We start from the raw sequence: 22536 nt of genomic DNA, 5'->3' as shown, positions 1-22536 counted from the left end.
GCGTGCGCCCGTATATCCGAAAGGGCGCGACGGCTTGCCGATTGGAGAAGGAAAGTTGACCTGTTAGTACCAGCCCACCGACTGTGAGTGGCCCCAAGCGCCGCAGGGCGTGCCGTAGCGGCCCTTGATGTAGCCGAGACCCCACTTGATCTGGGTGGCGGCGTTGGTCTGCCAGTCGGACCCGGCGCTGGCCATCTTGCTGCCCGGCAGGGACTGCGGGATGCCGTACGCGCCGGAGTAGCGGTTCATCGCCCGCTCGTTCCAGCCGCTCTCCTTGGTCCAGAGGGCTTCCAGGCATCCCCACTGGCCGCTCCACCCCATGGAGGCGAGCATGGCCTTGGCGGTGGCCTTGTTGCTGCCCGGCGAGGGGTCGCTGCCCGGCGGGAAGTTCGCCGCGGGGAACCCGTCGCCGCCGGGGGCCTGCTTGGGGACGACCCAGCTCAGCTTGTCCTTGCCGTCGCCCGAGCGGTTCTTCTTCAGCAGGTCGGCGCGGTAGGCCTGCTCCGCGGCGTTCTTGAGCGCGTCGCCCTTCGGGTCCGGCGCGGACAGGTCGCCACCGGCCAGCATGCCGAGCTGTTCGAGGGTGAAGCCGTCGGTGGGCGGCTTGCTGGCGTTCTGGACGGCGCGGTAGGCGACGAATCCGCCTCCGCCGAAGACGATCGCCACCGACACGACGGTGATGAGGACGCGCTTCGGGGTGATACGCGAGGGCCGGCGCGGCACGGGGACCTCTTCCCGTGGGGCGCGCTCGCGCGTCTGCTGGCGGGGGCTCACGATCCATGAGCTTGCCCTGTCATGGGGGGTGGTCCGCAACCGAAACGCGGGAATCGCTTTACGCTAGTTTGGCTAACCACCAGGTTAGCACGGCGTTTCGGTCTCAGTGTGACATTGGTCACACAAGGCCGACTCCCCTTCGGGCGCCCGCCGACCGAAGGGGAGTGCCTCTCCAGAGTCGCCCAGGATCTTCCTGATCACATCTGCGACATGTCACAGTTTGGTGACTTAGTTCGGGCAATCAGGACATGGAATAATAATGTGCGCGTGGCTGGCATCCTCCTTGTTGAAGACGACCCCTCGGTCCGTACGGCTCTCGAGCTGGCGTTGACCCGGCAGGGGCATTCAGTCACCTCCTACGCGACGGGCGAGGAGGCCCTTGAGCACATCAGGGCGCGCCGCCCGGAGATCGCGATCCTCGACGTCATGCTCCCCGGCATCGACGGGGTGGAGGTGTGCCGCCGCGTACGCAAGCTCGACCAGCTCCCCGTCATCCTGCTCACGGCCCGCGGCGACGACCTGGACGTGGTGGTCGGGCTGGAGGCCGGCGCCGACGACTACGTGGTCAAGCCGGTCGAGCCGCGGGTGCTGGACGCGCGCATCCGCGCCGTCCTGCGGCGCGCCGAGTCCGCCGCCTCCGACCGCATCACCTTCGGCGACCTCGTGATCGACCGGGGCGCGCTCAAGGTCACGCTGGCCGGCAAGGAGATCCACCTGACGCCGACCGAGCTGCGGCTGCTGCTGGAGCTGGTCCGCCACCCCGGCCAGGTGCTCAACCGCCGCTACCTGCTGCGCGTGGTGTGGGACCACACGCACATCGCGGACTCGCGGCTGGTGGACGCCTGCGTGCAGCGGATCAGGGCGAAGATCGAGCCGCGTCCCGCCGAACCCGTGTTCATCCACACCGTGCGCGGGTTCGGCTACCGGTTCAGCCCGCCGTGATACCGCTGCCCACTGGGCTGCGCGCCCGGCTCGTCATCACCTTCACGCTCGTCGCCGTGGCCGCCTCGACGCTGGTCGCCACCATCGGCTTCGAGCTGGCCAAGACGGCGCTCGTGACGCGTACCGAGACCGCCTCTCTCAACCTGGTGACCAGGGAGCTGTCCGGCATCACCTTCCCAGTCGGCCGGCTCGCGCCCGGCGAGGCCCCGCCGACGACCAAGGAGCTCCAGCGCCTGGCCAACGCCATGTACGGGCCGGGACGCGGGGTGCTCATCGAATACCACAAGCTGATCGCCAGCGACGGCCCCATGACCATGAGCGACGTCCCCAACGAGCTGTACGGCCGGGCCAAGCAGAGCGTCGTCACCCAGCGCGCGATCATCCGCAACGAGCTCTGGCTCATCGTCGGCGCCGAGGTCTACCGCAGGACCGGCAACAGGGCCGAGGCCACGGGGCTGCGGGCGTTCGTCTTCTTCCCGATGCGCGACGACGAGCAGCAGCTTTCCACGCTCAGGAGCAGGTTCATCCAGGGAGGCGTGGCCATCGTGCTGATCGCCCTGGTCGTGGCGCTGCTGTCGGCCCGCCAGGTGCTGCTGCCGGTCAGGCGGCTCAGCGCGGCCGCGCAGGCGCTCGGCCAGGGCAGGCTCGACACCCGCCTGCCCGTCCACGGCCAGGACGAGCTGGCCGAGCTGACCGCCAGGTTCAACGACGCGGCGGCGGCGCTGGAGCTGAGCGTGTCCGAGCTGCGCTCACTGGAGGCCATGTCACGCAGGTTCGTGGCCGACGTCTCGCACGAGCTGCGCACGCCGCTGACCGCGATGACGGCCGTGGCCGACATGCTCTCCGAGGAGGCCAACCGGCTGCCCGAGGCGCCCGCGGAGGCCGTACGGCTGGTGCTGCGCGAGATCGCCCGCCTGCGCGTGCTGGTCGAGCACCTCATCGAGGTCAGCCGCTTCGACGCGGGCACGGCGACGCTCAACATGGAGCCGGTGAACGTGGCCGACGCCATCCAGGACTGCCTGGAGGTGCGCGGATGGAGCGACGACGTGAGCGTGCACGCCTCCCAGGGCTTGACCGCCAACCTCGATCCGAGGAGGTTCGACGTTATCGTGGCCAATCTCGTCGGAAACGCCCTCAAACACGGAGGCCCCCCGGTGGTGGTCAACGCCAGGGGCACGGAGAACGGACTGGAGGTCAAGGTGCGCGACCACGGCAGGGGCATCCCGCGCGACGCGCTGCCCCACGTCTTCGATCGTTTCTTCAAGGCCGGCGCGGGCCGGGCCCGCAGCCAGGGCAGCGGCCTCGGCCTGGCCATCGCCCGGGCCAATGTCCACCTGCACGGCGGCACGATCTCGGTACGGCTCCAGAGCCCCGGCACCCTGTTCACGGTCTGGCTGCCGCACTCATGAGAGCCGTCCCCGCCCTGGTGGCCGCTGCCCTGCTGGCCGTGACGGGCTGTGGCATCTCGCCCACCGACGTGCAGGACCGGGGCGCCACCCCGACGATCACGATCCCGCCGCCGTCCAAGACCTACTTCCTGATCAAGGACGGCAAGCTCTCGCTGGAGCCGGCCGACGTGGAGAACGACACCGTGGACAGCCTCCTGGGAGCGCTGTTCGAGGCCTCCGAGCAGCCGCTCGGAGACCGGGACACGGCGTTGCGCGGCTTCACGTACGACGGGATCGAGGACTCGGTCAACCCCGTGACACGTGACGAGGTCCCGCTCCCGCGCACCTCGACGCTGACCGTCTACCTGCGGGGCGACGGGATCCTGAGCAAGATCGCCATGGCCCAGATCGTCTGCACGGCGCAGCAGGACGTGGTGTTCGAGCAGGTCAAGATCGTGCGCGAGAACGAGGGCCGCCCCTCCAAGTCGGAGGGGCAGTACACCTGCGGCGAGCTCAAACCTACATCGTGATGTCTTCCAGCATCTCCGTCACCAGGGCGGCGATCGGGGAGCGCTCGGAGCGGGTCAGCGTGACGTGGGCGAAGAGCGGGTGGCCCTTCAGCTTCTCCACCACGGCCACCACGCCGTCGTGCCGCCCGACCCGCAGGTTGTCACGCTGCGCGACGTCGTGGGTGAGCACGACCCGGGAGTTGGCCCCGATCCTGCTCAGCACGGTCAGCAGCACCCCGCGTTCGAGCGACTGGGCCTCGTCCACGATCACGAAGGCGTCGTGCAGCGAGCGGCCGCGGATGTGCGTCAGCGGGAGCACCTCCAGCATGCCCCGGTCGAGCACCTCCTCGATCACCTCGGGCGAGGTGATCGCGCCCAGCGTGTCGTAGACCGCCTGCGCCCACGGGCCCATCTTCTCGCCCTCGCTGCCCGGCAGGTAGCCGAGCTCCTGGCCGCCCACGGCGTAGAGGGGACGGAAGACGACGACCTTGCGGTGCTGGCGACGCTCCAGCACGGCCTCCAGGCCCGCGCAGAGCGCCAGCGCCGACTTTCCCGTGCCGGCCCTGCCCCCGAGCGAGACGATCCCGATCTCGGGGTCCATGAGCAGGTCGAGCGCGATGCGCTGCTCGGCGGAGCGGCCGTGCAGGCCGAACACCTCGCGGTCGCCGCGGACGAGCCGCACCGACTTGTCGGCCTGCACCCTGCCGAGCGCCGAGCCCTTGGCCGACAGCAGCCGCAGGCCGGTGTGCGTCGGCAGGTCCCTGGCCTCCTCGAAGTCAGCGGTGCCCCGCTCGAAGAGCGTCTCGACGTCCTCGGCGGTGACCTGCAGCTCGGCCATCCCGGTCCAGCCGGACTCGTGCACCAGCTCGGCGCGGTATTCCTCCGCGGCCAGGCCGATCGAGGCCGCCTTGACCCGCAACGGCAGGTCCTTGGACACCAGGACGACGTCGCACCCCTCGGCGGCCAGCGAGCGCGCCACGGTCAGGATGCGCGTGTCGTTGTCGCCCAGGCGGAAACCCACGGGCAGGATGGACGGATCGCTGTGATTGAGCTCAACCCTGATCGTGCCGTCTCCCGTCGGCATCTGCTCGTCCAGTCTTCCGTACTGGATTCGCAGGTCGTCGAGGTAGCGCAGCGCCTTCCTCGCGAAGTAGCCGAGCTCGGGGTGGTGCCGCTTGCCTTCCAGTTCCGTGATGACCACGATCGGAAGAACGACGTCGTGCTCAGCGAATCTCGTCATGGCCGCCGGGTCGGCGAGCAGGACAGAGGTGTCCAGCACGTACGTTCGCTTGGTCGGCTTGGTCGAAGGGTTGCTCGAGGACACTGCCACACGTTCTCCCCCGGGCGCCCGATGGTGCGGCACCCTGCAGACGAGGCGGGAATCGGAAGGGACCCGCGTCCCCGACCGCGAACTGCCGGCGGTGCCGGGGACCGGCCCCCCTCGGCAGGTCTTGGTGCAAGGCGGACCCTCTCCGAAATGTCCGCCCTGTGGGCGGACATTTCCAACGTTACGTCCTGAATACCCAGTTGTCGCGTCAGGAACCGTAACGCCGGTGTCTCGCAGCGTAGTCACGCAGTGCTCGTAGGAAGTCGACCCTGCGGAAGTCCGGCCAGTAGGCCTCATGGAAGTAGAACTCGGAATGAGCGCTCTGCCACAGCATGAATCCCGACAAGCGCTGCTCGCCCGAGGTCCGGATGAGGAGGTCCGGATCGGGCTGGCCGCGAGTGTAGAGATGCTCGGCGATGTGCTCGACATCGAGTACCTCGACGAGGTCCTCGATGCTGGCCCCCTTGCTCGCTTGCTCCTGGAGCAGTGAGCGCACCGCATCGGCAATCTCACGCCTTCCTCCATACCCAACTGCAACGTTCACAATCAGGCCTGGACGGTGTGATGATGCTTCCTTTGCGTGTTTCAGGACATTCGCCGTCCTATCCGGCAGCAGATCGAGCGCGCCGACCGGGCTGATCCGCCAGCCCTCGGCCACCAGCTCCTGCGTCACGTCCTCGATGATGCGCAGCAGCGGCTCCAGCTCCTCGCGCGGGCGGTTGAGGTTGTCGTTGGACAGCATCCAGACCGTCACGACCTCGACGCCGGTCTCGCGGCACCAGCTCAGCAGCTCGGAGATCTTGTCCGCGCCCTTGCGGTGCCCGGAGGCCACGTCGCGCATGCCCATGGCGCGCGCCCAGCGGCGATTGCCGTCGATGATGACCCCGACGTGCCGGGGGATACTGTCTTTCGACAGCTTGGCCTCCAGCCGGTGCTCGTACAGCCGGTAGACCAGATCGCGCAGGCCCACGAAGTGCCTCCCACAGCGGTGCTGTGCCTTTTGGTCGAATGACCCAACAGGCAATTATCACCGCGTTTCGCCCGTGCCTGCTCCCTCTCCCGGATTCCTCTCCAGCTCTCTACCTTCCAGACACCCCTCGGCCTCGTGGACGAGACCTCGCATGAACAACGACAACTCCGCCGACGTCAGCACCGCCCGCATGCCCACTCCCGTGCTGCCCCACGCCTCCACGTAGGCCCTCCTGATGAGCCGCCAGCGGCCTGGGGCGGGCTGCCAGACGGGGATGGTCCTGAGCTGGCAGCGCAGTTCGCCGCCGCCCACCAGACCCATCCGCGTGCGATAGCGGAACGAGAACAGCTCGCTGTCCGGCTCCTCGTCGGGAAACCTGTCGTCGGGATCGGTCCACCGCCGGGCCGCTCCCCGGCCCTGACGGGCCTCGTCGACGCCGCGCGCCAGACGCGCCAGCAGCCAGCCGCACCGCTCTCCGACGCTCCCGTACGGGGTGCCGTCGCGGTGCAGCTCAAGGGTTATCTCGTACGGCATGCCGACGCTGTCCATGCACGCCACAGGCGTGACGGTCAGATAAGATCCGTCAACACAACGTAGTCCCCCCACTTTTCTCACAGTTTCCGGAGGCAAAGTGGGTTAAACGCCCCCATGTCGGGGGTTGCCAGTCGTGTTCCCGCCAACCGGGGGGCTGGCCATTGACCCATGTTGACGACCCGCGTGCTGCCTCCCAAGCGCTTGCTAAGATCAGCTTACGACAGGGGATCACAGGTGGGGCCTGCTCACCGCAGGAGGCGAGACCGCCAGCGGGGCCTGCTCACGGCAGGAGACGAGACCACCAGCGGGCTCTGCGGGGCGGATCCGGCAGGCGGCCGCGCTCGCGTAACCAGGCGGCGAAGTCGTCGGCGTCGGTGCGGTAGTCGGGCGGTGGCGCGGTACGGGCCCGGGCGTAGGCGGCGAACTCCGCGGCCAGGTCGCCGCCCGCCGCGGCGACGACGTCGGGACGGATCCTCGCCACGATGCCGCGCCGCTTGGAGATCAGGCTCGCCGCCTGCGCCCTCATCCGCTCGGGATCGAACCCCTCCGGCGGCTCCGCACCGGCGACCAGGGCGGCGACCACCCGCCCCTGCGCCTCGGCCAGCCGCCGCTGAACCACGTCCATACCCACCGCCTCATCGGCCGCCTCGCCCGCTTCCTCGTCGGCCGCCCTGTCGATCACCTTGTCCCTCGCACTGTCGGCCGTCCCGTCCGTCGCTCGGCCCCCGCACGCCGCCGTCGTCGTGACCGTCACCTGGGGCTCTTCGCCTTGACCCGGGACATCGCGGCCCGGATCCGTGACAGCTCGGTCGCCAGAGCCGCGTCGCTCGGGTAGTCGTCGTCCCACTCCAGCAGCACGCCCGGCGGGGTCACCCGGGCGCACAGCTCGCTGAGCACGTCGAGGACGGCCTGCGGCGCGGCGGTGGTGTGCGTGTCGTGCCAGATGCCGTGGCGCTCGTACCCGCCGGCGACGTGCACGTACGCCAGATGCTCCAGCGGCAGCGCGTCCAGCGCCGCCACGGCCGACAGGCCCAGGTTGAACTGGTTGGTGTAGAGGTTGGCCACGTCGATCAGCAGTTTGACCCCCGTACGCGCCACCAGCTCGGCCAGGAACTCGGCCTCGGTCAGCTCGTCGTCGGGCCAGCCGAAGATGGCGGCCACGTTCTCCAGGGCCAGCGGGACGGGCAGGGCGTCCTGGGCCCGGCGCACGTTCTCCGTGATGACCCTCAGGGAATCACGGGTACGCGGCACGGGCAGCAGGTGCCCCACCTCGATGCCGCCGCCACGGACGAACGCCAGGTGCTCGCTGACCAGCGGCGCGTCCAGCGCCTGCGCGCAGGCGGCCAGGTGGGCGAGCCGGTCCGGGGAGGGCCGCTCGGCGCCCCCGACACCGAGCGACACCCCGTGCGGAATCACCGGGAGCCCGCGGGCGCGCAGCACCCGCAGAGACTCCGGCAGGTCCGCGGGCCTGATGTTCTCGGCGACCACTTCGAGGAAGTCGACCCCCGCCATGCGCTCGATCGTCAGGTCGAGTTCGGCCCGCCAGCCGATGCCCACCCCGAGCCCCGACATATCGCGCTTCGAACCATCAAGCCCCGTCATATCAGCCTCCGCCGCCACAACCACCGCCGCCACAGCCGCCACCACCGCCGCAACTGCTGCTGCCGCCGCCACAGCCGTGGGACCCGCCCCCGCACCCGTGCGCGGGCACACCGGCCGAGCAACCGGACGAGCCGCCCCCGCCGGACGAGCCGCCCCGCCGGTACGACCGCCGCCCATGGAGCTGAGCGGGCCCGACCCCGAGCAGCTCTGCCTGCAGGCCAGGATTGCGCAGCTCGCCGAGCCCGTGGAGGGCGACGGCCACGGGGAGGTTCGTGTCACCCCGCGGGGCCGCGCGCCTGGCCGCCTCCAGCACCTCCCGGCCGAGTGAGGTCAGCGTGGCCCGCACGGTGCGCTGGTTCCGCCAGGCGACCACCATGGCGGCCACGCTCGCGCCCGTGCAGATGATCACCGCCGGGAACAGCAGCAGGCGCGTGCCTCCGAGCACGATGAGCACCAAGGAGAACAGCGCTCCGACGAGCGACACGGTCGACAGCGCCCCCAGCCCTCCGCCCAGCCGGCGCGCCCGGGTGAAGGAGCCGTCCGGCGGGATCATGCCGAGCCTCGCGAGATGCTGCTTGATCGTCTCCACGGCCAGGCTCCCGGCGACCATGCGCCTGAGCGAGCCCGCCGAGATGCCGGAGTTGGAGGCGACCGTGCCCAGCACCGTCTCCTCGACCGGCTCGCGCGACACCCTGGCGCCCTCGACGTGGTGCACGCGCCCCCCGCGGGCCACCCGGATGTCCCCGGCGTCGGCCAGCAGTCCGATGGCCGTGTCCGCCACCCGCTGCGCGCCGCCCGCCAGATAGGCCAGTTCGTAGTGGTCGAGATCGCGAGCGCGGTAATCCTCCGTGGCCGCGCCGATGGCGGCATGCTCGCGTTTGATCGTCAGAGTCGTGATGGCGGTGCCCGCCGCCAGGACCACTGAAAGAATCAGCAGGAACAGGTCCACGTACGGCCTCCCCTCATGCAGTCATCCGAGCTGGATGCCGGAAATGACGCGTAGGGAAAGCGTAGATAGCCCACTACCAGTGAAGCGGGTTTCGCGCAATTAGCTCACACCTCGGCCAGGTTTTCAGCCGTTGCGGTGCCATGCGGTACGGCGGAGCCCGCCGTACCGCATGGAGAGTCGTCCGCTGCTCAGCCGAGGCGGTCGAGCAGGGCGTCGTACTCCTCCCACAGCCGCTTCGGCAGTTGCGCGCCGAACTTCTCGAAGTGGGCCGGGATCAGTGCGGCCTCCTCGCGCCACACCTCACGGTCCACGCTGAGCAGCGTGCGCAGGTCCTCCTCCGACAGGTCGAGCCCCTCGGTGTCGAGGTCCTCCGGCAGGAGGCCGATCGGCGAGGGCACGGCCTTGGCCGTACCGTTGAGCCGCTCGACGATCCACTTGAGCACCCGGCTGTTCTCGCCGAAGCCCGGCCAGATGAACTTGCCGTCGGCGTTCTTGCGGAACCAGTTGACGTAGTAGATGCGGGGCAGCCGAGCGCCCGCGCGGCGGCCGATGTCGAGCCAGTGGCCGAAGTAGTCGCCCATGTTGTAGCCGCAGAACGGCAGCATGGCGAACGGGTCGTGGCGCAACTCGCCCACCTTGCCCTCGGCAGCGGCGGTCTTCTCGGAGGCGACGTTGGCTCCGAGGAAGACGCCGTGCTCCCAGCTCAGTGACTCCGTCACCAGCGGTACGGCGGTCGCCCGGCGGCCGCCGAACAGGATCGCCGAGATGGGCACGCCCTTGGGGTCCTGCCATTCGGATGCGATGGTCGGGCACTGGGCCGCGGGTGTGGTGAACCGAGCGTTCGGGTGGGCGGCCGGCTCGTCGCTGCCGGGCGTCCACGATCGGCCCTTCCAGTCGGTCAGGTGCGCCGGCGGCTCCTCGGTCAGGCCCTCCCACCACACGTCGCCGTCGTCGGTGAGGGCGACGTTGGTGAAGATGCTGTTGCCCCAGAGCGTCCTGATCGCGTTGGCGTTGGTCACCTGGCCGGTGCCGGGCGCGACGCCGAAGAAGCCGGCCTCCGGGTTGATCGCGTAGAGGCGGCCGTCGTCGCCGAAGCGCATCCAGGCGATGTCGTCGCCGATCGTCTCGACCTTCCAGCCCGGGATCGTGGGCTGGAGCATCGCCAGGTTGGTCTTCCCGCAGGCGCTCGGGAAGGCCGCGGCGATGTAGCGGGTCTCGCCGCTCGGCGGGGTGAGCTTGAGGATCAGCATGTGCTCGGCCATCCAGCCCTCGTCGCGGGCCATGACGCTGGCGATGCGCAGGGCGTAGCACTTCTTGCCGAGCAGCGCGTTGCCGCCGTAGCCCGAGCCGTAGGACCAGATCTCGCGGGTCTCCGGGAAGTGACTGATGTACTTGGTCGGGCTGCAGGGCCAGGGCACGTCCTCCTGGCCGTGCTCCAGCGGCGCCCCGACGGAGTGGACGGCCTTGACGAAGTCGTCGCGCTCTTCGATGAGACGCAGCGCCCGGTCACCCATCCTCGTCATGATCCGCATGGACACGGCCACGTACGCCGAGTCGGTGATCTCGACGCCGAGCTGCGAGATCTCGCCGCCCAGCGGGCCCATGCAGAACGGCACGACGTACATCGTGCGGCCGCGCATACAGCCCTTGAACAGCTCGCCGAACGTCTGGCGCATCTCGACCGGCGGGATCCAGTTGTTGGTGGGACCGGCGTCCTCCTGCCGCTCTGAGCAGATGAACGTACGGTCCTCGACCCTGGCCACGTCGCTGGGATCGGACTTGGCGTAAAAGCTGTTGGGCCGGGCGGCCAGGCGCGTGAGCGTGCCCTGTTCGACGAGGAGGTTGGTCAGACGCGTCCACTCCTCCTCCGACCCGTCACACCACTCGATCCGGTCGGGCTGGGTGAGGGTGGCGATCTCCTTCACCCACGCGGCCAACTCCCGATTGCTGGTAGGCGCCGGGACTTCTACGGAAACGGACACGACTACGACTCCTCCACTCTCTCAAGGCCCAGTCATCATTAACGACGAAGCGGCCTTGAAGCCAATTGGCATAGACCTATTGGCGTGGCCGTCGCCGCAGGCAGCGGCCCTGACGATTGGGGGAGCCTACCCAAGTCGAGCGAGTTTAAAAGAATGAATTTCGCGCAGTGGTCCAGTCCAATGGCGCTGGTCTAAACCAATTTCCGGACTGGTTTAGTCCATTCTCCGGGCCGTTTCCGCTGCGTGGTCTAGGAATTGACGTCGGGTCCCGCGGAGCGAACTCTGTCGACATGCTGGAGAGCATCCCGCAAATCGGCCAGCCACGTGTCGGTGTGCTTCCCGACCAGGCGCACGCACCAGGCGAGCGCGTCACTGCGACTCCTGGCCACGCCGGCGGCCACGAGCGTGTCGAGAACCTGGCGCTCCGCCTGGCGCAGCCGGGTCATCACCGGGACGGAGAGTGTGGTGAACATCACAGTCTCGCCGCCACAGACGATGCCCCACGACACCTTCTGCCGGAACTTGTGCTCGGCCTCTCTGGCGATCTCGATGCGCCGCTCGCGCGTCTCCTCCCTGAATCGCCGGGCCAGCCCCTCGATCATCGCGGCCCGCTCGGCCTCCGGGACATCCTCCGGCAGGTCGGGCAGCGTGCCGAGCACCGCGATCTCCTCGCGGTCCCTGACGATCTCGGGCGCACCGGTGAACCACCCCTCGGGCATCCGGCCGGCGAACCAGCCGTGCAGCTGTGCCGTCGTTTCATCCGTAGACATGTAATTAAGATTACACAGTTGCGGCCTGATTGCACGCACAAGTTTCGGACGCTGTGCGCGAAAACGAGCGGGCCGACCGGACCCGGGCGGGAGCCGGCGGACCGGGGCGAGGGCTAGCGAACCTGGGCGGCGGCGGCAGGGCTCACCCGGACGACCCCGGCCAGATTGCGGGTGTAGACCGGGGAGATCTTGACCACATCTCCGGTACGTGGCGCCTGGATCATCTTCCCGTCGCCCCAATAAATCGCCACGTGCGAGATGTAATCCGGATTTGTCGGGTCGAGGCGCCAGAAGATCAGGTCGCCGGGCTGCGCGTGCGCCAGGTCCACCTGCGGGCCGGTCACCCACTGCTGGTGCGTCACCCTGGGCATCCGCACCCCGGCCTGGGCATAGGCCCACTGGACCAGGCCCGAGCAGTCGAAGGTGTTCGGGCCCTCGGCACCCCACACGTACGGGCGGCCGAGCTTGGAGGCGGCGGCCTTGAGCGCGACCGTGATCTGCTCGCCCGTCATGAACGAGCCCGACGGCCAGTTCTGTGTGGCCTTCTGGGCCGGCGGCAGCACCGGGTTGATCGTGGCCACCTGGGTGCCCTTGGGCAGGTTCTTGAGGATGAGCCGGCGCAGCTTCGCGGAGTCGGTCTTGGGGGCGCTGACGATGAGCGCGTTGTCGTGCGGCAGGCCCAGCGTACGGCCGACATCCCTGGACACCAGGGCGTCCACGGCGCCGAACCCGGTGGTGGCGTACGCGCCGATCCGCAGTGGCCCGGCCGGGCCGTTCACCTGCCGGTGCAGCGTCAGCCCGCCGTCGTTGCCGAGCACGAACGAGACCGCCACGTCACCGGCCGCGACGTTGTGCCACAGCGCGTCGGACGAGGCGGTCACCTTGGGGGTGAAGGCCCGGAAGGTCGAGGGATTGACGGCCAGCGTCTGCACGCGTTTGCCGTCGAGCGTGATGGAGGCGGCGTCGGCCAGCTCCAGAGCCCGCACACCGCGCAGCTTGGCGACCTTCTGTAAGAGCTCGTTGGTGAACGGCTTGGTGGTGAGCACGAACAGGTTGGCCTTGTGCAGCGGCCCCAGCGGCGCCACCGGCTGGACGACCCTGGCCTGCGGCGGCTGCTGCCGCTGGTCCGCCATCAGCGTCTGCCGGGGCGCCGGCGGACGGGTGCGCTCGGCCACCGGCCGCGCCCCCTCCTGCGCCTGCGCCAGCAGCAGCACGTCCGCGGTCAGCACCGCGACCAGCACCACCACGATGAACGGCACCAGCTTGTACGTGTTGCGCCGCTTACGGGACTTGACGAGAAAGCTCAGGTCCTGCCGGATTTCCGAGGAATGCGAAAACACCGCCGGGCCGACGTGGGCCCGGCGGTCGCCGTCGAGGGGGGTCAGTTGCCGATGTACGGGACTGCCTCAAGGATTTCGACGGTGTTCTGGCGCCCGTTGGGCAGGGAGTAGGTCGCCTTCTCCCCGATCTTCTTCCCGTTGATCGCCGCACCGAGGGGGGACTTGGGGGAGTAGACGTCGATGGGGGCGCCGCTCTCCTCGCGGGAGGCGAGCAGGAAGGTGACCTCGTCATCGTCGCCGACGAACCGGATGGTCACGGTCATGCCGGGACCGACCACGCCCTCGGCCTTGGGGGCCTCTCCCACCTGGGCGTTGTCGAGAATCTGCCGGAGATGGAAGATCCGGGCTTCCATCTTGCCCTGCTCGTCCTTGGCGGCGTGGTATCCGCCGTTCTCACGCAGGTCGCCCTCTTCGCGGGCAGCCTCGATCTTCTTGGCGATGTCGACGCGCCCGGGGCCAGAGAGATACTCGTACTCCGCCTTCAGACGGTCGTACGCCTCCTGCGTCAGCCATGTGACGTTCTCATCACGAGAGTCGGCCACGGGTTCTCCTTGCTTGCCTAGGGGGCCCTGTGATCACTTGGGGTTACGCCTGGTTGAATTGCGAAAGGCTAACAAGTTAACCGCTCGCGCGCTTCCCCAAATGTCTCACTATACGAGATTGCAGTACTGGACGTGGACGGAAGTGGCCTCGCCGCTCGTGTCGAGGCTTTCCTTGAGCTGCTTACTACCCTCACCTGGCGGGATTCTTACTTCCTTGCTACCAACTTCCGCGTGATTGACGTCCAGTGCCCTGATCCGGCAGACGGCCACCCTATCGTTCGGCTTGTACACCTCAAAGGTGATCTCAGCCCGGCTCGGGCCGTCCACCTCGAACGTCACCACCTGCGACGGCACCTCCGTGCCGCCCGCCGTCATCGACCACATCACATAGCCCCAGCCACCTGCGATGATGGACACCAGCACACCGATCACGACGTGCACGACCAGCCGGCCGCCTCGTCTGGGACGGTCGGGGAAGTCGTCGGGGGTGCCGAGAACTGGCCCGTTCTCGACATCTCTGGTGGCCATGGCGGAATCTCCCTGCACTCCCTCGGCGTTATCCGAGACAATTGTCGCTCGCGGGGGGAGTGCCCTCGCGACCGCCCAGCAGAAACCGACCTCTGGGCGACTGACTGGTCCAATGAGGAGAGCTCATCCGTGAGTGCACCGCTGAGGCTGATGGCCGTCCACGCCCACCCTGACGACGAGTCGAGCAAGGGCGCCGCCACGATGGCGCGTTACGTGCGCGAAGGTGTGGAAGTGCTGGTCTGTACCTGCACGGGTGGTGAACGCGGCTCGGTGCTCAACCCCAAGATGGACCGGCCCGAGGTCGTGGCCAACATCGGGGAGGTGCGCAGGGCCGAGATGGCGCGGGCACGCGAGATCCTCGGCGTCGAGCAGCGTTTCCTGGGTTTCGTCGACTCCGGCCTGCCGGAGAACGAGGAGGAGGAGCTGCCCGAGGGCTGCTTCGCCGTACAGAAGATTGAAGACGCCGCGGCACCGCTGGTGGCGGCCGTACGCGAGTTCAGGCCGCACGTCATCATCACCTACGACGACGACGGCGGCTATCCGCACCCCGACCACATCATGACCAACAAGGTCTCCGTGGAGGCCTTCGAGGCGGCGGGCGACCCCGACCGCTACCCGGGCACCGGCGACCCCTGGCAGCCGCTGAAGCTCTACTACCAGATGGGCTTCACCAAGGAGCGCTTCGAGGCCCTCCACGAGGCCATGAACGAGCGCGGCCTCGGCTCCCCCTACTCCGACTGGATCTCCCGCTGGGAGGACCGCCCCGCCAAGTGGCCGGTGACCACGCGGGTGCCGTGCGGCGACTACTTCCAGATCCGCGACGAGGCGCTGCTCGCGCACGCCACCCAGGTGGACCCGGAGGGCTTCTGGTTCGTCTGCCCGCGCGAGCTGCAGCAGGAGATCTGGCCGACGGAGGACTACCACCTGGCGCGCTCGCTGGTGGACACCGAGCTGCCGGAGGACGACCTGTTCGCGGGCATCCACGCCGAGGACGTCTCCCCGGCCTGCCACTGACGGGACCTCCCAGCGCCCAGCGCCTACCGGCAACCGGCCGAAGCCCGGTGACCGGAGACCCGGCCACCGGAGCTTGGCCGCCGCCCACCGGCCAAGCTCTCCCCCCGGGCCGCCCGGCCCCGTGGTTTTGCCTGCCGCTGACCCGGACCCGCCTCATCCGCCATCGACAGGGCCTGACTTTGCCCGCCGATGACCTGACCGCATTCACCCCCACCGGCCGCTGGCCGGACCACCATCCGCTGGTGGCACACTGAAGGTGTGACAGTTCTAGCAGCGGATGATGTCAGTCCGGGTCTGCTCGGTTTCGTCGTGGTAGCCCTCCTCGGGCTGGCGCTGTATATCCTGATCAAGTCGATGAACAAGCAAATGTCGAAGATTCAGGTGCCACACGAGGGCGACCCAGACAAGAAGGCTGACGTAGATGCCGATTGAAGTAGTCGACAACTCGACCGAAAACCGCTTCGAGATCCTCGTTGACGGCAAGGTCGCCGGGTTCGCCGACTATCGCCTGCTGCCCAACAAGATCGCCTTCACGCACACCGAGGTGCTGCCCGCCTACGAGGGGCAGGGCCTGGCGAGCCGGCTCGTCGAGCACGCCCTGCGGGCCAGCGCCGACACCGGCCTCGGCGTCGTGCCGCTCTGCCCCTACGTGAAGGCGTACATCGAGCGCCATCCCGAGTTCCAGGACCTGGTGGACGGCAGCTCAGTCCCCGGGAGCTGACCAGGCGCGTTCGAGTGCCTTCGGCAGTCCCCACCAGCCCAGCGGCGTCAGCACCTCGTCAGCGTCCACGATGCCGAGATAGCCCCACAGGCTCACCACGGGCGTGAAGAGCCCCTCCGTGGCTGCGAGGTCGTCGACATCCGCCTCGTCCGCGTAGGTGTCCTCAGACTCGGCGATGAGCCGCGCCATGCGCTCGGGCGAGGCCAGCACCCCCGGCCCCAGCCGGGCCAGCGCCGTCACCCCGGCCAGCCAGTCGGCGTACTGGATCGTGCAGAGCTTGGCCAGCGTCGCGTCCTCCACGCTCAGCTCCCCGTCGAGATCGGCGAACTCCTCCACCAGGTCGCCGTCCTCCGACAGGTCCGAGACGGGATCGGCCACGCCCGCCGCCACCGACAACCACAGCTCCTGGTCGTCGTCGGGGAGCGGCTGGTCCTCGAACCCGGCGCACGCCCGCAGCACGTTGGCCGGGTAGCCGGGCAGGCCGAGCAGCTCGCGCAGGCGCGTCGCCGCCGTCTCCAGCTCGCCCAGCGGCAGGTCGGGCTGCTTGGGCAGGCCCGCGACGATGCGCCGCAGCTCGGAGAGCGCGAACGCCTCCTCCTCACCCCAGCCCGAATACGGCTCCTCGACCTGCTCGTCACCGACCGCGTAGCGGGGCACCCGGCCGTCCGGCAGCGGCGTGGACAGCCAGCGCTCCTGCAACTCCTCGTACGCGCCGCGGGCGGAGGAGTCCCCGCTCACCAGCGCGTCGGGATCGATCTCCCCGGCCTGGACCCGCTCCTCCAGGTGGGCGACCAGCAGCGCGAACATCTCGGCCGCCACCGGCCCGCGCTCGTCCTCCTCCGGCCACACGAAGTAGCCGGGCGTCAGCATGATCGGCTCGGTGCCGGTGGACTCGATCCAGCGCTGCACGTCACCGACCGTGGCCATGCCCGCCTCAATCGAGCGGAGCGTCGCCTGGGCCGACTCCCAGAACACCGGGGAGAGCCCGTTGCCCGCCGCCGCCATCGCACGCCGCAGGTCGGGCAGCGCCACGAGCGCCACCCCCGATGGCACCGCGAGCAGCGCGCGTGCCACGTCGCGGCGCGTGAGCGCGGTCACCGGACGTCCGGCGCGGCTGCAGACGAAAACCATATCCACGCCATGTAACCTACGCCGTTCCGCCCTGGCGAGTCAGCCGCGGCCCGCCCGTGCCCAGCGGTCTATGGCGAAAGGGGAGGTCCCGATGAACCGCTTGAAAGACGCCACGAGCCCTTGCCTGCTGCAGCACGCGGCCAACCCGGTGGACTGGCACCCATGGGGTGAGGAGGCGTTCGCGGAGACCCGCCGCCGTGACGTGCCCCTGCTGATCAGCGTGGGCTACTGAGCATGTCACTGGTGCCAGGTACTTCATGCGAGTAATGGAGATCTCGTCGTAGGCTGAAGGACGTGAAAGGTGGTGTCATGAGCGCTCAGCCGGTTCACAGTGGCGCAGTGGGGCATCCGAGAGTGCCGAGAACCATCGGCGGCATCTCCAGCGCGCTACGGGGCGGTCGCCGTGCGCAGTTCTTCGCCGAGCTCCTGGAAGCCCAGCAAGGTCCCGAGCTGGATGGTGTGCTCAACGCCTGGTGGGGCCGCGCGATGCTCGACACCGATCCCGACCGCGACCGGATCCGAGCGGCAGCCGAAGCCGGCACCTTGCCGACCACCTCGATGGACGACGTCCTGCGCCGACGGCAGCAGCGCGGCGCACGGTGAGCGAGGACGACCTATCCGTGTGAGAGCCTGGTCTCATGAACAGGCTTGGTAGAGAGACTTCTCCCTACCTCCTCCAGCACGCCAACAACCCGGTTGATTGGTGGCCATGGGGAGAGGAGGCGATGCGAGAAGCGAGTAGGCGGGACGTACCCCTGTTGATCAGTGTGGGGTACTCATCCTGCCATTGGTTACTCGCTTCTTGACATCACCTGGTGCCACGTCATGGCGCACGAGAGCTTCGAGGACGCCGAGACCGCGCGGCTCATGAACGAGCATTTCGTCAACGTGAAGGTCGACCGCGAGGAGCGGCCCGACGTGGACGCCGTCTACATGAGCGCCACGCAGGCGATGACGCAGCAGGGCGGCTGGCCGATGACGGTGTTCGCGACGCCCGAGGGACACCCGTTCTACTGCGGCACCTACTTCCCGCGCCCGCACTTCCGGCGCCTGCTCACCGAGGTCCACAACGTGTGGACGGGCGAGCGGGAGTCCGTGCTGCGGCAGGGGGCCAAGGTGGTGGAGGCGCTCAACGCGCACGCCACGCTGCCCGGCGGGCCCCTGCCCGGCGAGGAGACGCTGGCGCGCGCCGTGGACAACCTGCGGGGCTCCTACGACGAGGTGAGGGGCGGGTTCGGCAGGGCGCCGAAGTTCCCGCCGTCCATGGTGCTGGAGTTCCTGCTGCGCTCCGGGGAGCGCGAGATGAGCGGGCACACGCTGGCGGCGATGGCCCGCGGCGGCATGTACGACCAGCTCGGCGGCGGGTTCGCGCGCTACAGCGTGGACGCCGCGTGGGTCGTGCCGCATTTCGAGAAGATGCTCTACGACAACGCCCTGCTGCTGCGGGTCTACACGCACTGGTGGAAGGCGGGCGGCGGAGAGCTGGCCCGGCGGGTCGCCCTGGAGACGGCCGACTGGCTGCTGCGCGAGATGCGCACGCCCGAGGGCGGGTTCGCCTCGGCGCTCGACGCCGACAGCGAGGGCGTGGAGGGCAGGTTCTACGTCTGGACGCCCGAGGAGCTGCGTGAGGTGCTCGGCGCGGACGACGGGCAGTGGGCGGCGGACCTGTTCGAAGTGACCGGCACGTTCGAGCACGGCACCTCCGTGCTGCAGCTCCCGCGCGACCCCGAGGACCCCGAGCGCTTCCGCGCCGTACGCGAGCGCCTGCTCGCCGCCAGGGAGCGGCGGGTCCGCCCCGGACGCGACGACAAGGTCGTGGCCTCCTGGACCGGGCTGGCCATCGCCGCGCTGGCGGAGACCGGCTTGGTGTTCGAGCGGCCCGACCTGGTGGCGGCGGCCACGACGGCGGCCGAGCTGCTCGCCGGCACGCATCTGGTGGACGGCAGGCTGCTGCGCACCTCGCGGGACGGCCGCGCGGGTCAGAACGCCGGGGTGCTCGACGACTACGCCAATGTGGCGGAGGGACTGATCTCCCTGTACGGCGTCACCGGCGAGACCCGGTGGCTCCGGCTGGCGGGCACGCTGCTGGACACCGTGCTAGACCGGTTCACCGACGGGGCCGGCGGCTTCTACGACACGGCCGACGACGCCGAGCGGCTGTTCCAGCGGCCCCAGGACGCCACGGACAACGCCACCCCCTCCGGCCAGTACGCGGCGGCGGGCGCGCTGCTCTCCTACGCCGCGCTGACCGGCTCGGCCCGCCACCGGGAGGCCGCCCACGCCGCGCTCGGCACGGTGTCGGTCCTGGCCACCGGGCACGCCAGGTTCGCGGGCTGGGGCCTGGCGGTGGCCCGGGCGGCGCTGGCGGGGCCGGTCGAGGTGGCCGTCGTGGGCCCGCCCGGCGACTCGCGCACGGCCGCGCTGCACCGGGCCGCGCTGCTGGCCGACGTTCCCGGGCTGGTGGTGGCGCTCGGATCCGGTGACGACGGCGCTCCGCGTGATCCCCTGGCGGCCGGGGAGACGTTCCCGGGCCTGCTGGAAGGCCGCGGGCTGGTCGGCGGCGCGCCCGCCGCCTACGTCTGCCGGAACTTCACCTGCCGCATGCCCGTCACCACGACCGCGGACCTCCAGGCCGAACTGGGCGGATGACCGCGCTCACTCGATGCCGTCTCCTCCGCGGCCGCCCCGGTCAGGGCCCTGGACCGAGCCTCGGTCGGAGCCGAACGAGGGCGGCTGCTGCTGCTGGGGGATCTCCTCCATCGGCTGGTCGCTCTCCTGCGGCCGGTCCTCGGGCTGCTCCTCCGGGCGATCGGAGTCCGGCATGTCCGTCGGCGGCTCGTCGGTGAACGGAGGCTGGGTGAGGTCGGACTCGGGCGTGTCCCAGTCGTCCCGATAGGCCGGCGGGGACTGCTCCGGGTCGGACATGTCCCCGCCCCGGTCCGGGGAGGAGTAGTAGTCGTCATAGCCGTAATCGGACGGCTCGGGGAACTCCTCGACCGGCTTGCCCGCCATCGCCTCGGTCATGAACTCCCGCCAGATCTGCGCGGGCAACTGGCCGCCGAACTGCGTGCCGTACCCGGGGATCGTGACCGTGGCGTTGTCGTCGCGGAACATGTCCACCGCCACCGCGAGCTGCGGCGTGAACCCGTTGAACCAGACCGACGCCGACTCGTCCGTGGTGCCCGTCTTGCCGGCCACCGGGCGGTCGTAGAGCCTGGCGGCGGTGCCGGTGCCGTTTTTGACGACCTGCTCCATCGCGTACGCGGTGTCCGCGGCGGCCTGCTCGGCGATCACCCGCGTGGAGACCGGATCGACCACCTGCCTGCGCCCGGCCCCGTCGGTGACCGAGCGCACCACGTGAGCCTCCACGTGCACGCCCTTGTTGGCGAACGTGGCGAAGCCGGAGGCGTTCTGGACGGCGCTGACGGAGGCCACGCCGAGCGGGAACGAGGCGGCCTTCTCGTGCTGCTGGAGCTGGTCGGCGGGGATGCCCGCCTTCTCGGCGACGGCGGCGACCTTGTCCAGGCCGACCTTCTGGCCGAGGTCCACGAACGCGGTGTTGACGGAGTTCTCGGTGGCCGTGACCAGGTCGATCTGGCCGTACGAGCGGTCGCTGTCGTTGGGGATGGGCTGGTCCGCCGAGGCGACCTTCAACGGCGAGTTGCCGTTCACCCTGGTGGACAGGTCGAAGCCGTTGTCGAGCGCGGCGGCCAGCGTGTACGGCTTGAACGTCGACCCGGCCTGGACCTTGGCCGAGAAGGCGCTGTCGTAGTAGGCCGACTGCGAGGGACGGCCCCCGTAGAAGGCCACGACCTCGCCCGTGGCGGGATCGACGGCCGCCAGCCCGGTGCGCACCTTGGCCGGCGTGTCCTTGGGCAGCACGGCCTTGACCGCCCGCGCGGCGGCCTCCATGAGCTTCTTGTCGAACGTGGTGACGACCTTGAGCCCGCCGCCGTTGATGTCCTCGTCGGTGTAGCCGCGCCGGTTGAGCTCGGCGGTCACCTGTTCGAGCATGTAGCGGGACTGGCCCTTGAGCTCGAACGGCTTCTTCGGCGTCTTGAGCTCGGGGAAGTGCTGGGCCGCCACCTGCGCGCGGGACAGCGCGCCGGTCTGCCCCATGGCGTTGATCACCGCCTGCCAGCGGTATTTGACCGCCGCCAGGTCGGAGCCCTTGGGATCGGCGAACCGGCTGGGCTGCTGGATCACCGAGGCCAGGTAGGCGCCCTCGGCCACGGTCAGGTCGCCCACGTCCTTGCCGAAGTAGGCGCGGGCTGCGGACTGGACGCCGTTGGCACCGCGGCCGAAGTAGATCGTGTTGAGGTACTGCTCCAGCACCCAGTCCTTGGACTTGGACTGGTCGACCTTCATCGAGATGAGGATCTCTTTGAACTTGCGGGTGATGGAACGTTCCTGGCTGAGGCCGCTGTAGTAGTTGCGGACGAGCTGCTGGGTGATGGTCGAGCCGCCCTGGAGCTGCTGCCCGGTGATGGTCGACCACAGGGCCCGCAGGGTGCCCTTGAGCGAGACGCCGGCGTCCTGGTAGAAGGAGCGGTTCTCGGCCGCGATGACGGCGTCGCGTACGTGCTTGGGCACCTGGGCCAGTGCCACGTTCTTGCGGTCGACGCCCTGGCGCGCCAGCACGGACTTGCCGTCGCGGTAATAGATCACCGAACCCTGCGCGGTCGCCTGTTTCTGGGTGGTGTCAGGAATGGGAGTCATAGCCCATGCGATGGCGAAAAGTCCGACCAGCACGAGGATTCCAGCGCCGAAAGAAATCAACAGAAGTCGAAATATTCGCCGCTTCCGCATCCTGCTACCACCACCGATCCGCACCCTCGACCCCCTAGCCAAGCCTCGCCCAACCCCCGCAAGCTGGGCGAATGCCAAGGGTAAACGATCGACAATAGTGCCTCGTCCCTCAGGCGATATTACGACTACCGCGCTCCCCGACGCGGTACATCGGCCACCAATGGCAACACACGGTAGGGAACCGGAGTGTCCAGGGCGATGATCGAATTTGTCCTGAGCACGCCCCGAACTCCGACGATCTGATCAATAACCCTTTGCAGATCGGCATTTGTCCGCGCGACCACCCGGCAGAGCAGATCGCTGTCGCCGGTGATCGTGTGCACCTCCAGCACCTCGGGGATGAGGGCCAGCCGGTCCGCCACCGGGTCGTGCCCGGCGACCTGCCTGATCTCCAGGGTGACGAACGCGGTGACGTCGTAGCCGAGCGCCTCCGGCGACACGTCGGGCCCGAACCCGGTGACCACTCCCCTGTCCAGCAGGCGGTCGAGCCTGGCCTGGACCGTGCCACGGGCCACGCCGAGCCGGCGCGAGCATTCGAGCACGCCCAGCCTGGGCTCGGCGGCCAGGAGGGCGATGAGCCGGGCGTCCAGATCGTCGATCGTCATGCTGTACAGATTTACCCGATGTCTCGCGAATCAGCTAGGCAGATTGTGCACTCTCTGAGGTAACTGTTGCGCAAGTCGTCCAGATAAATCGAGAGTTGG

The 22536-nt window shown here is 69.1% G+C and carries 23 protein-coding genes and 1 pseudogene; 9 read left to right on the top strand and 15 right to left on the bottom strand.

Annotation, left to right across the window (positions count from 1 at the left end):
• Positions 1-63: 63 nt before the first annotated feature.
• Entirely contained in the window at positions 64-774 is a 711-nt protein-coding gene (locus tag ABGB18_RS27460; protein WP_347698483.1) for a lytic transglycosylase domain-containing protein, read from the bottom strand.
• A 267-nt stretch (positions 775-1041) separates the two neighbouring features.
• Here ABGB18_RS27460 and ABGB18_RS27455 point away from each other — a divergent pair, with 267 nt between their 5' ends.
• Genes ABGB18_RS27455 through ABGB18_RS27445 form a run of 3 tightly spaced genes read left to right on the top strand, consistent with a single transcriptional unit; the run spans position 1042 to position 3634 of the window.
• Positions 1042-1716, top strand: a complete 675-nt coding sequence (locus tag ABGB18_RS27455) for a response regulator transcription factor (protein WP_347698482.1) — start codon at positions 1042-1044, stop codon at positions 1714-1716.
• Positions 1713-3125: a HAMP domain-containing sensor histidine kinase gene (locus ABGB18_RS27450; RefSeq protein WP_347698481.1), complete on the top strand. Its 1413-nt coding sequence runs from the start codon at positions 1713-1715 to the stop codon at positions 3123-3125. The genes ABGB18_RS27455 and ABGB18_RS27450 overlap by 4 nt, the downstream gene beginning before the upstream one ends.
• Positions 3122-3634 carry a hypothetical protein gene (locus tag ABGB18_RS27445; protein ID WP_347698480.1) on the top strand — a complete coding sequence of 171 codons (513 nt, stop codon included), beginning with the start codon at positions 3122-3124 and terminating at the stop codon, positions 3632-3634. Before ABGB18_RS27450 ends, ABGB18_RS27445 begins: the two co-directional genes overlap by 4 nt.
• Here the strand turns inward: ABGB18_RS27445 and ABGB18_RS27440 are convergent.
• The 11 genes from ABGB18_RS27440 to ABGB18_RS27390 form a co-directional block, all read right to left on the bottom strand.
• The gene (locus tag ABGB18_RS27440; protein WP_347698479.1) at positions 3624-4943 is read right to left on the bottom strand and encodes a PhoH family protein; all 1320 of its coding nucleotides are present in this window, start codon (positions 4941-4943) and stop codon (positions 3624-3626) included. The genes ABGB18_RS27445 and ABGB18_RS27440 overlap by 11 nt on opposite strands.
• A gap of 205 nt (positions 4944-5148) precedes the next feature.
• A complete protein-coding gene (locus ABGB18_RS27435; RefSeq protein WP_347698478.1) occupies positions 5149-5910 on the bottom strand; it encodes an isoprenyl transferase in 762 nt (253 codons plus the stop codon).
• A 57-nt stretch (positions 5911-5967) separates the two neighbouring features.
• Complete coding sequence (locus tag ABGB18_RS27430) at positions 5968-6444, bottom strand: hypothetical protein (RefSeq protein WP_347698477.1); 477 nt, start codon at positions 6442-6444, stop codon at positions 5968-5970.
• Positions 6445-6724: 280 nt separating this feature from the next.
• Positions 6725-7198: a hypothetical protein gene (locus ABGB18_RS27425; protein ID WP_347698476.1), complete on the bottom strand. Its 474-nt coding sequence runs from the start codon at positions 7196-7198 to the stop codon at positions 6725-6727.
• On the bottom strand, positions 7195-8046 hold the full coding sequence (locus ABGB18_RS27420) for a DUF692 domain-containing protein (RefSeq protein ID WP_347698475.1): 852 nt from the start codon (positions 8044-8046) through the stop codon (positions 7195-7197). The genes ABGB18_RS27425 and ABGB18_RS27420 overlap by 4 nt, the downstream gene beginning before the upstream one ends.
• 1 nt (position 8047) lies before the next feature.
• Entirely contained in the window at positions 8048-8995 is a 948-nt protein-coding gene (locus ABGB18_RS27415; RefSeq protein ID WP_347698474.1) for a TIGR04222 domain-containing membrane protein, read from the bottom strand.
• A 188-nt stretch (positions 8996-9183) separates the two neighbouring features.
• Entirely contained in the window at positions 9184-10977 is a 1794-nt protein-coding gene (locus tag ABGB18_RS27410) for a phosphoenolpyruvate carboxykinase (GTP) (protein WP_347698473.1), read from the bottom strand.
• Positions 10978-11225: 248 nt separating this feature from the next.
• Positions 11226-11747, bottom strand: a complete 522-nt coding sequence (locus ABGB18_RS27405) for a hypothetical protein (RefSeq protein WP_347698472.1) — start codon at positions 11745-11747, stop codon at positions 11226-11228.
• Positions 11748-11860: 113 nt separating this feature from the next.
• Positions 11861-13087 (bottom strand): C40 family peptidase, encoded by a 1227-nt coding sequence (locus tag ABGB18_RS27400; RefSeq protein WP_347698471.1) that lies wholly within the window; start codon positions 13085-13087, stop codon positions 11861-11863.
• 41 nt (positions 13088-13128) lie between these two features.
• Positions 13129-13629: a transcription elongation factor GreA gene (gene greA, locus ABGB18_RS27395; RefSeq protein WP_043628806.1), complete on the bottom strand. Its 501-nt coding sequence runs from the start codon at positions 13627-13629 to the stop codon at positions 13129-13131.
• A gap of 108 nt (positions 13630-13737) precedes the next feature.
• Positions 13738-14157 carry a DUF4307 domain-containing protein gene (locus ABGB18_RS27390; protein WP_347698470.1) on the bottom strand — a complete coding sequence of 140 codons (420 nt, stop codon included), beginning with the start codon at positions 14155-14157 and terminating at the stop codon, positions 13738-13740.
• A gap of 129 nt (positions 14158-14286) precedes the next feature.
• Here ABGB18_RS27390 and mca point away from each other — a divergent pair, with 129 nt between their 5' ends.
• The 3 genes from mca to ABGB18_RS27375 all read left to right on the top strand — a co-directional run bounded on the left by mca (position 14287) and on the right by ABGB18_RS27375 (position 15892).
• Positions 14287-15171 carry a mycothiol conjugate amidase Mca gene (mca, locus tag ABGB18_RS27385; RefSeq protein ID WP_347698469.1) on the top strand — a complete coding sequence of 295 codons (885 nt, stop codon included), beginning with the start codon at positions 14287-14289 and terminating at the stop codon, positions 15169-15171.
• Positions 15172-15429: 258 nt separating this feature from the next.
• The gene (locus tag ABGB18_RS27380; RefSeq protein WP_347698468.1) at positions 15430-15603 is read left to right on the top strand and encodes a hypothetical protein; all 174 of its coding nucleotides are present in this window, start codon (positions 15430-15432) and stop codon (positions 15601-15603) included.
• A complete protein-coding gene (locus ABGB18_RS27375; RefSeq protein WP_347698467.1) occupies positions 15593-15892 on the top strand; it encodes a GNAT family N-acetyltransferase in 300 nt (99 codons plus the stop codon). Before ABGB18_RS27380 ends, ABGB18_RS27375 begins: the two co-directional genes overlap by 11 nt.
• On the opposite strand, the gene ABGB18_RS27370 is transcribed toward ABGB18_RS27375, so the two are convergent.
• Positions 15875-17023, bottom strand: coding sequence for a hypothetical protein (locus tag ABGB18_RS27370; protein ID WP_347698621.1), 1149 nt, complete (start codon positions 17021-17023; stop codon positions 15875-15877). The genes ABGB18_RS27375 and ABGB18_RS27370 overlap by 18 nt on opposite strands.
• 91 nt (positions 17024-17114) lie before the next feature.
• Between ABGB18_RS27370 and ABGB18_RS27365 the strand changes: the two genes are divergently transcribed.
• From ABGB18_RS27365 to ABGB18_RS27355, 3 genes and pseudogenes are all read left to right on the top strand, one after another.
• On the top strand, positions 17115-17255 hold the full coding sequence (locus tag ABGB18_RS27365) for a DUF255 domain-containing protein (protein WP_347698466.1): 141 nt from the start codon (positions 17115-17117) through the stop codon (positions 17253-17255).
• A gap of 77 nt (positions 17256-17332) precedes the next feature.
• Positions 17333-17626, top strand: coding sequence for a hypothetical protein (locus ABGB18_RS27360; RefSeq protein WP_347698465.1), 294 nt, complete (start codon positions 17333-17335; stop codon positions 17624-17626).
• A 35-nt stretch (positions 17627-17661) separates the two neighbouring features.
• Positions 17662-19672 (top strand): annotated as a pseudogene (locus ABGB18_RS27355) (thioredoxin domain-containing protein).
• 6 nt (positions 19673-19678) lie between these two features.
• Here the strand turns inward: ABGB18_RS27355 and ABGB18_RS27350 are convergent.
• On the bottom strand, positions 19679-21742 hold the full coding sequence (locus tag ABGB18_RS27350; protein ID WP_347698464.1) for a transglycosylase domain-containing protein: 2064 nt from the start codon (positions 21740-21742) through the stop codon (positions 19679-19681).
• Between the two features lie 215 nt (positions 21743-21957).
• Complete coding sequence (locus ABGB18_RS27345) at positions 21958-22437, bottom strand: Lrp/AsnC family transcriptional regulator (RefSeq protein WP_347698463.1); 480 nt, start codon at positions 22435-22437, stop codon at positions 21958-21960.
• Positions 22438-22536 lie beyond the last annotated feature (99 nt).

The sequence above is a fragment of the Nonomuraea sp. B12E4 genome (genome assembly GCF_039871825.1).
GTDB lineage: Bacteria > Actinomycetota > Actinomycetes > Streptosporangiales > Streptosporangiaceae > Nonomuraea.
The sequence above is the reverse complement of the archived record's forward strand: the minus strand, read 5'-3'. Positions and strand labels throughout refer to the sequence as shown.

Excerpts from the sequence above, each read along its gene's own strand:
- ABGB18_RS27445 (WP_347698480.1), top strand. The coding sequence starts at position 3,122 with ATGAGAGCCGTCCCCGCCCTGGTGGCCGCTGCCCTGCTGGCCGTGACG.
- ABGB18_RS27430 (WP_347698477.1), bottom strand. The coding sequence starts at position 6,444 with ATGCCGTACGAGATAACCCTTGAGCTGCACCGCGACGGCACCCCGTAC.
- ABGB18_RS27420 (WP_347698475.1), bottom strand. The coding sequence starts at position 8,046 with ATGACGGGGCTTGATGGTTCGAAGCGCGATATGTCGGGGCTCGGGGTG.
- ABGB18_RS27405 (WP_347698472.1), bottom strand. The coding sequence starts at position 11,747 with ATGTCTACGGATGAAACGACGGCACAGCTGCACGGCTGGTTCGCCGGC.
- ABGB18_RS27390 (WP_347698470.1), bottom strand. The coding sequence starts at position 14,157 with ATGGCCACCAGAGATGTCGAGAACGGGCCAGTTCTCGGCACCCCCGAC.
- ABGB18_RS27375 (WP_347698467.1), top strand. The coding sequence starts at position 15,593 with ATGCCGATTGAAGTAGTCGACAACTCGACCGAAAACCGCTTCGAGATC.
- ABGB18_RS27370 (WP_347698621.1), bottom strand. The coding sequence starts at position 17,023 with ATGGTTTTCGTCTGCAGCCGCGCCGGACGTCCGGTGACCGCGCTCACG.
- ABGB18_RS27365 (WP_347698466.1), top strand. The coding sequence starts at position 17,115 with ATGAACCGCTTGAAAGACGCCACGAGCCCTTGCCTGCTGCAGCACGCG.
- ABGB18_RS27360 (WP_347698465.1), top strand. The coding sequence starts at position 17,333 with ATGAGCGCTCAGCCGGTTCACAGTGGCGCAGTGGGGCATCCGAGAGTG.
- ABGB18_RS27350 (WP_347698464.1), bottom strand. The coding sequence starts at position 21,742 with ATGACTCCCATTCCTGACACCACCCAGAAACAGGCGACCGCGCAGGGT.
- ABGB18_RS27345 (WP_347698463.1), bottom strand. The coding sequence starts at position 22,437 with ATGACGATCGACGATCTGGACGCCCGGCTCATCGCCCTCCTGGCCGCC.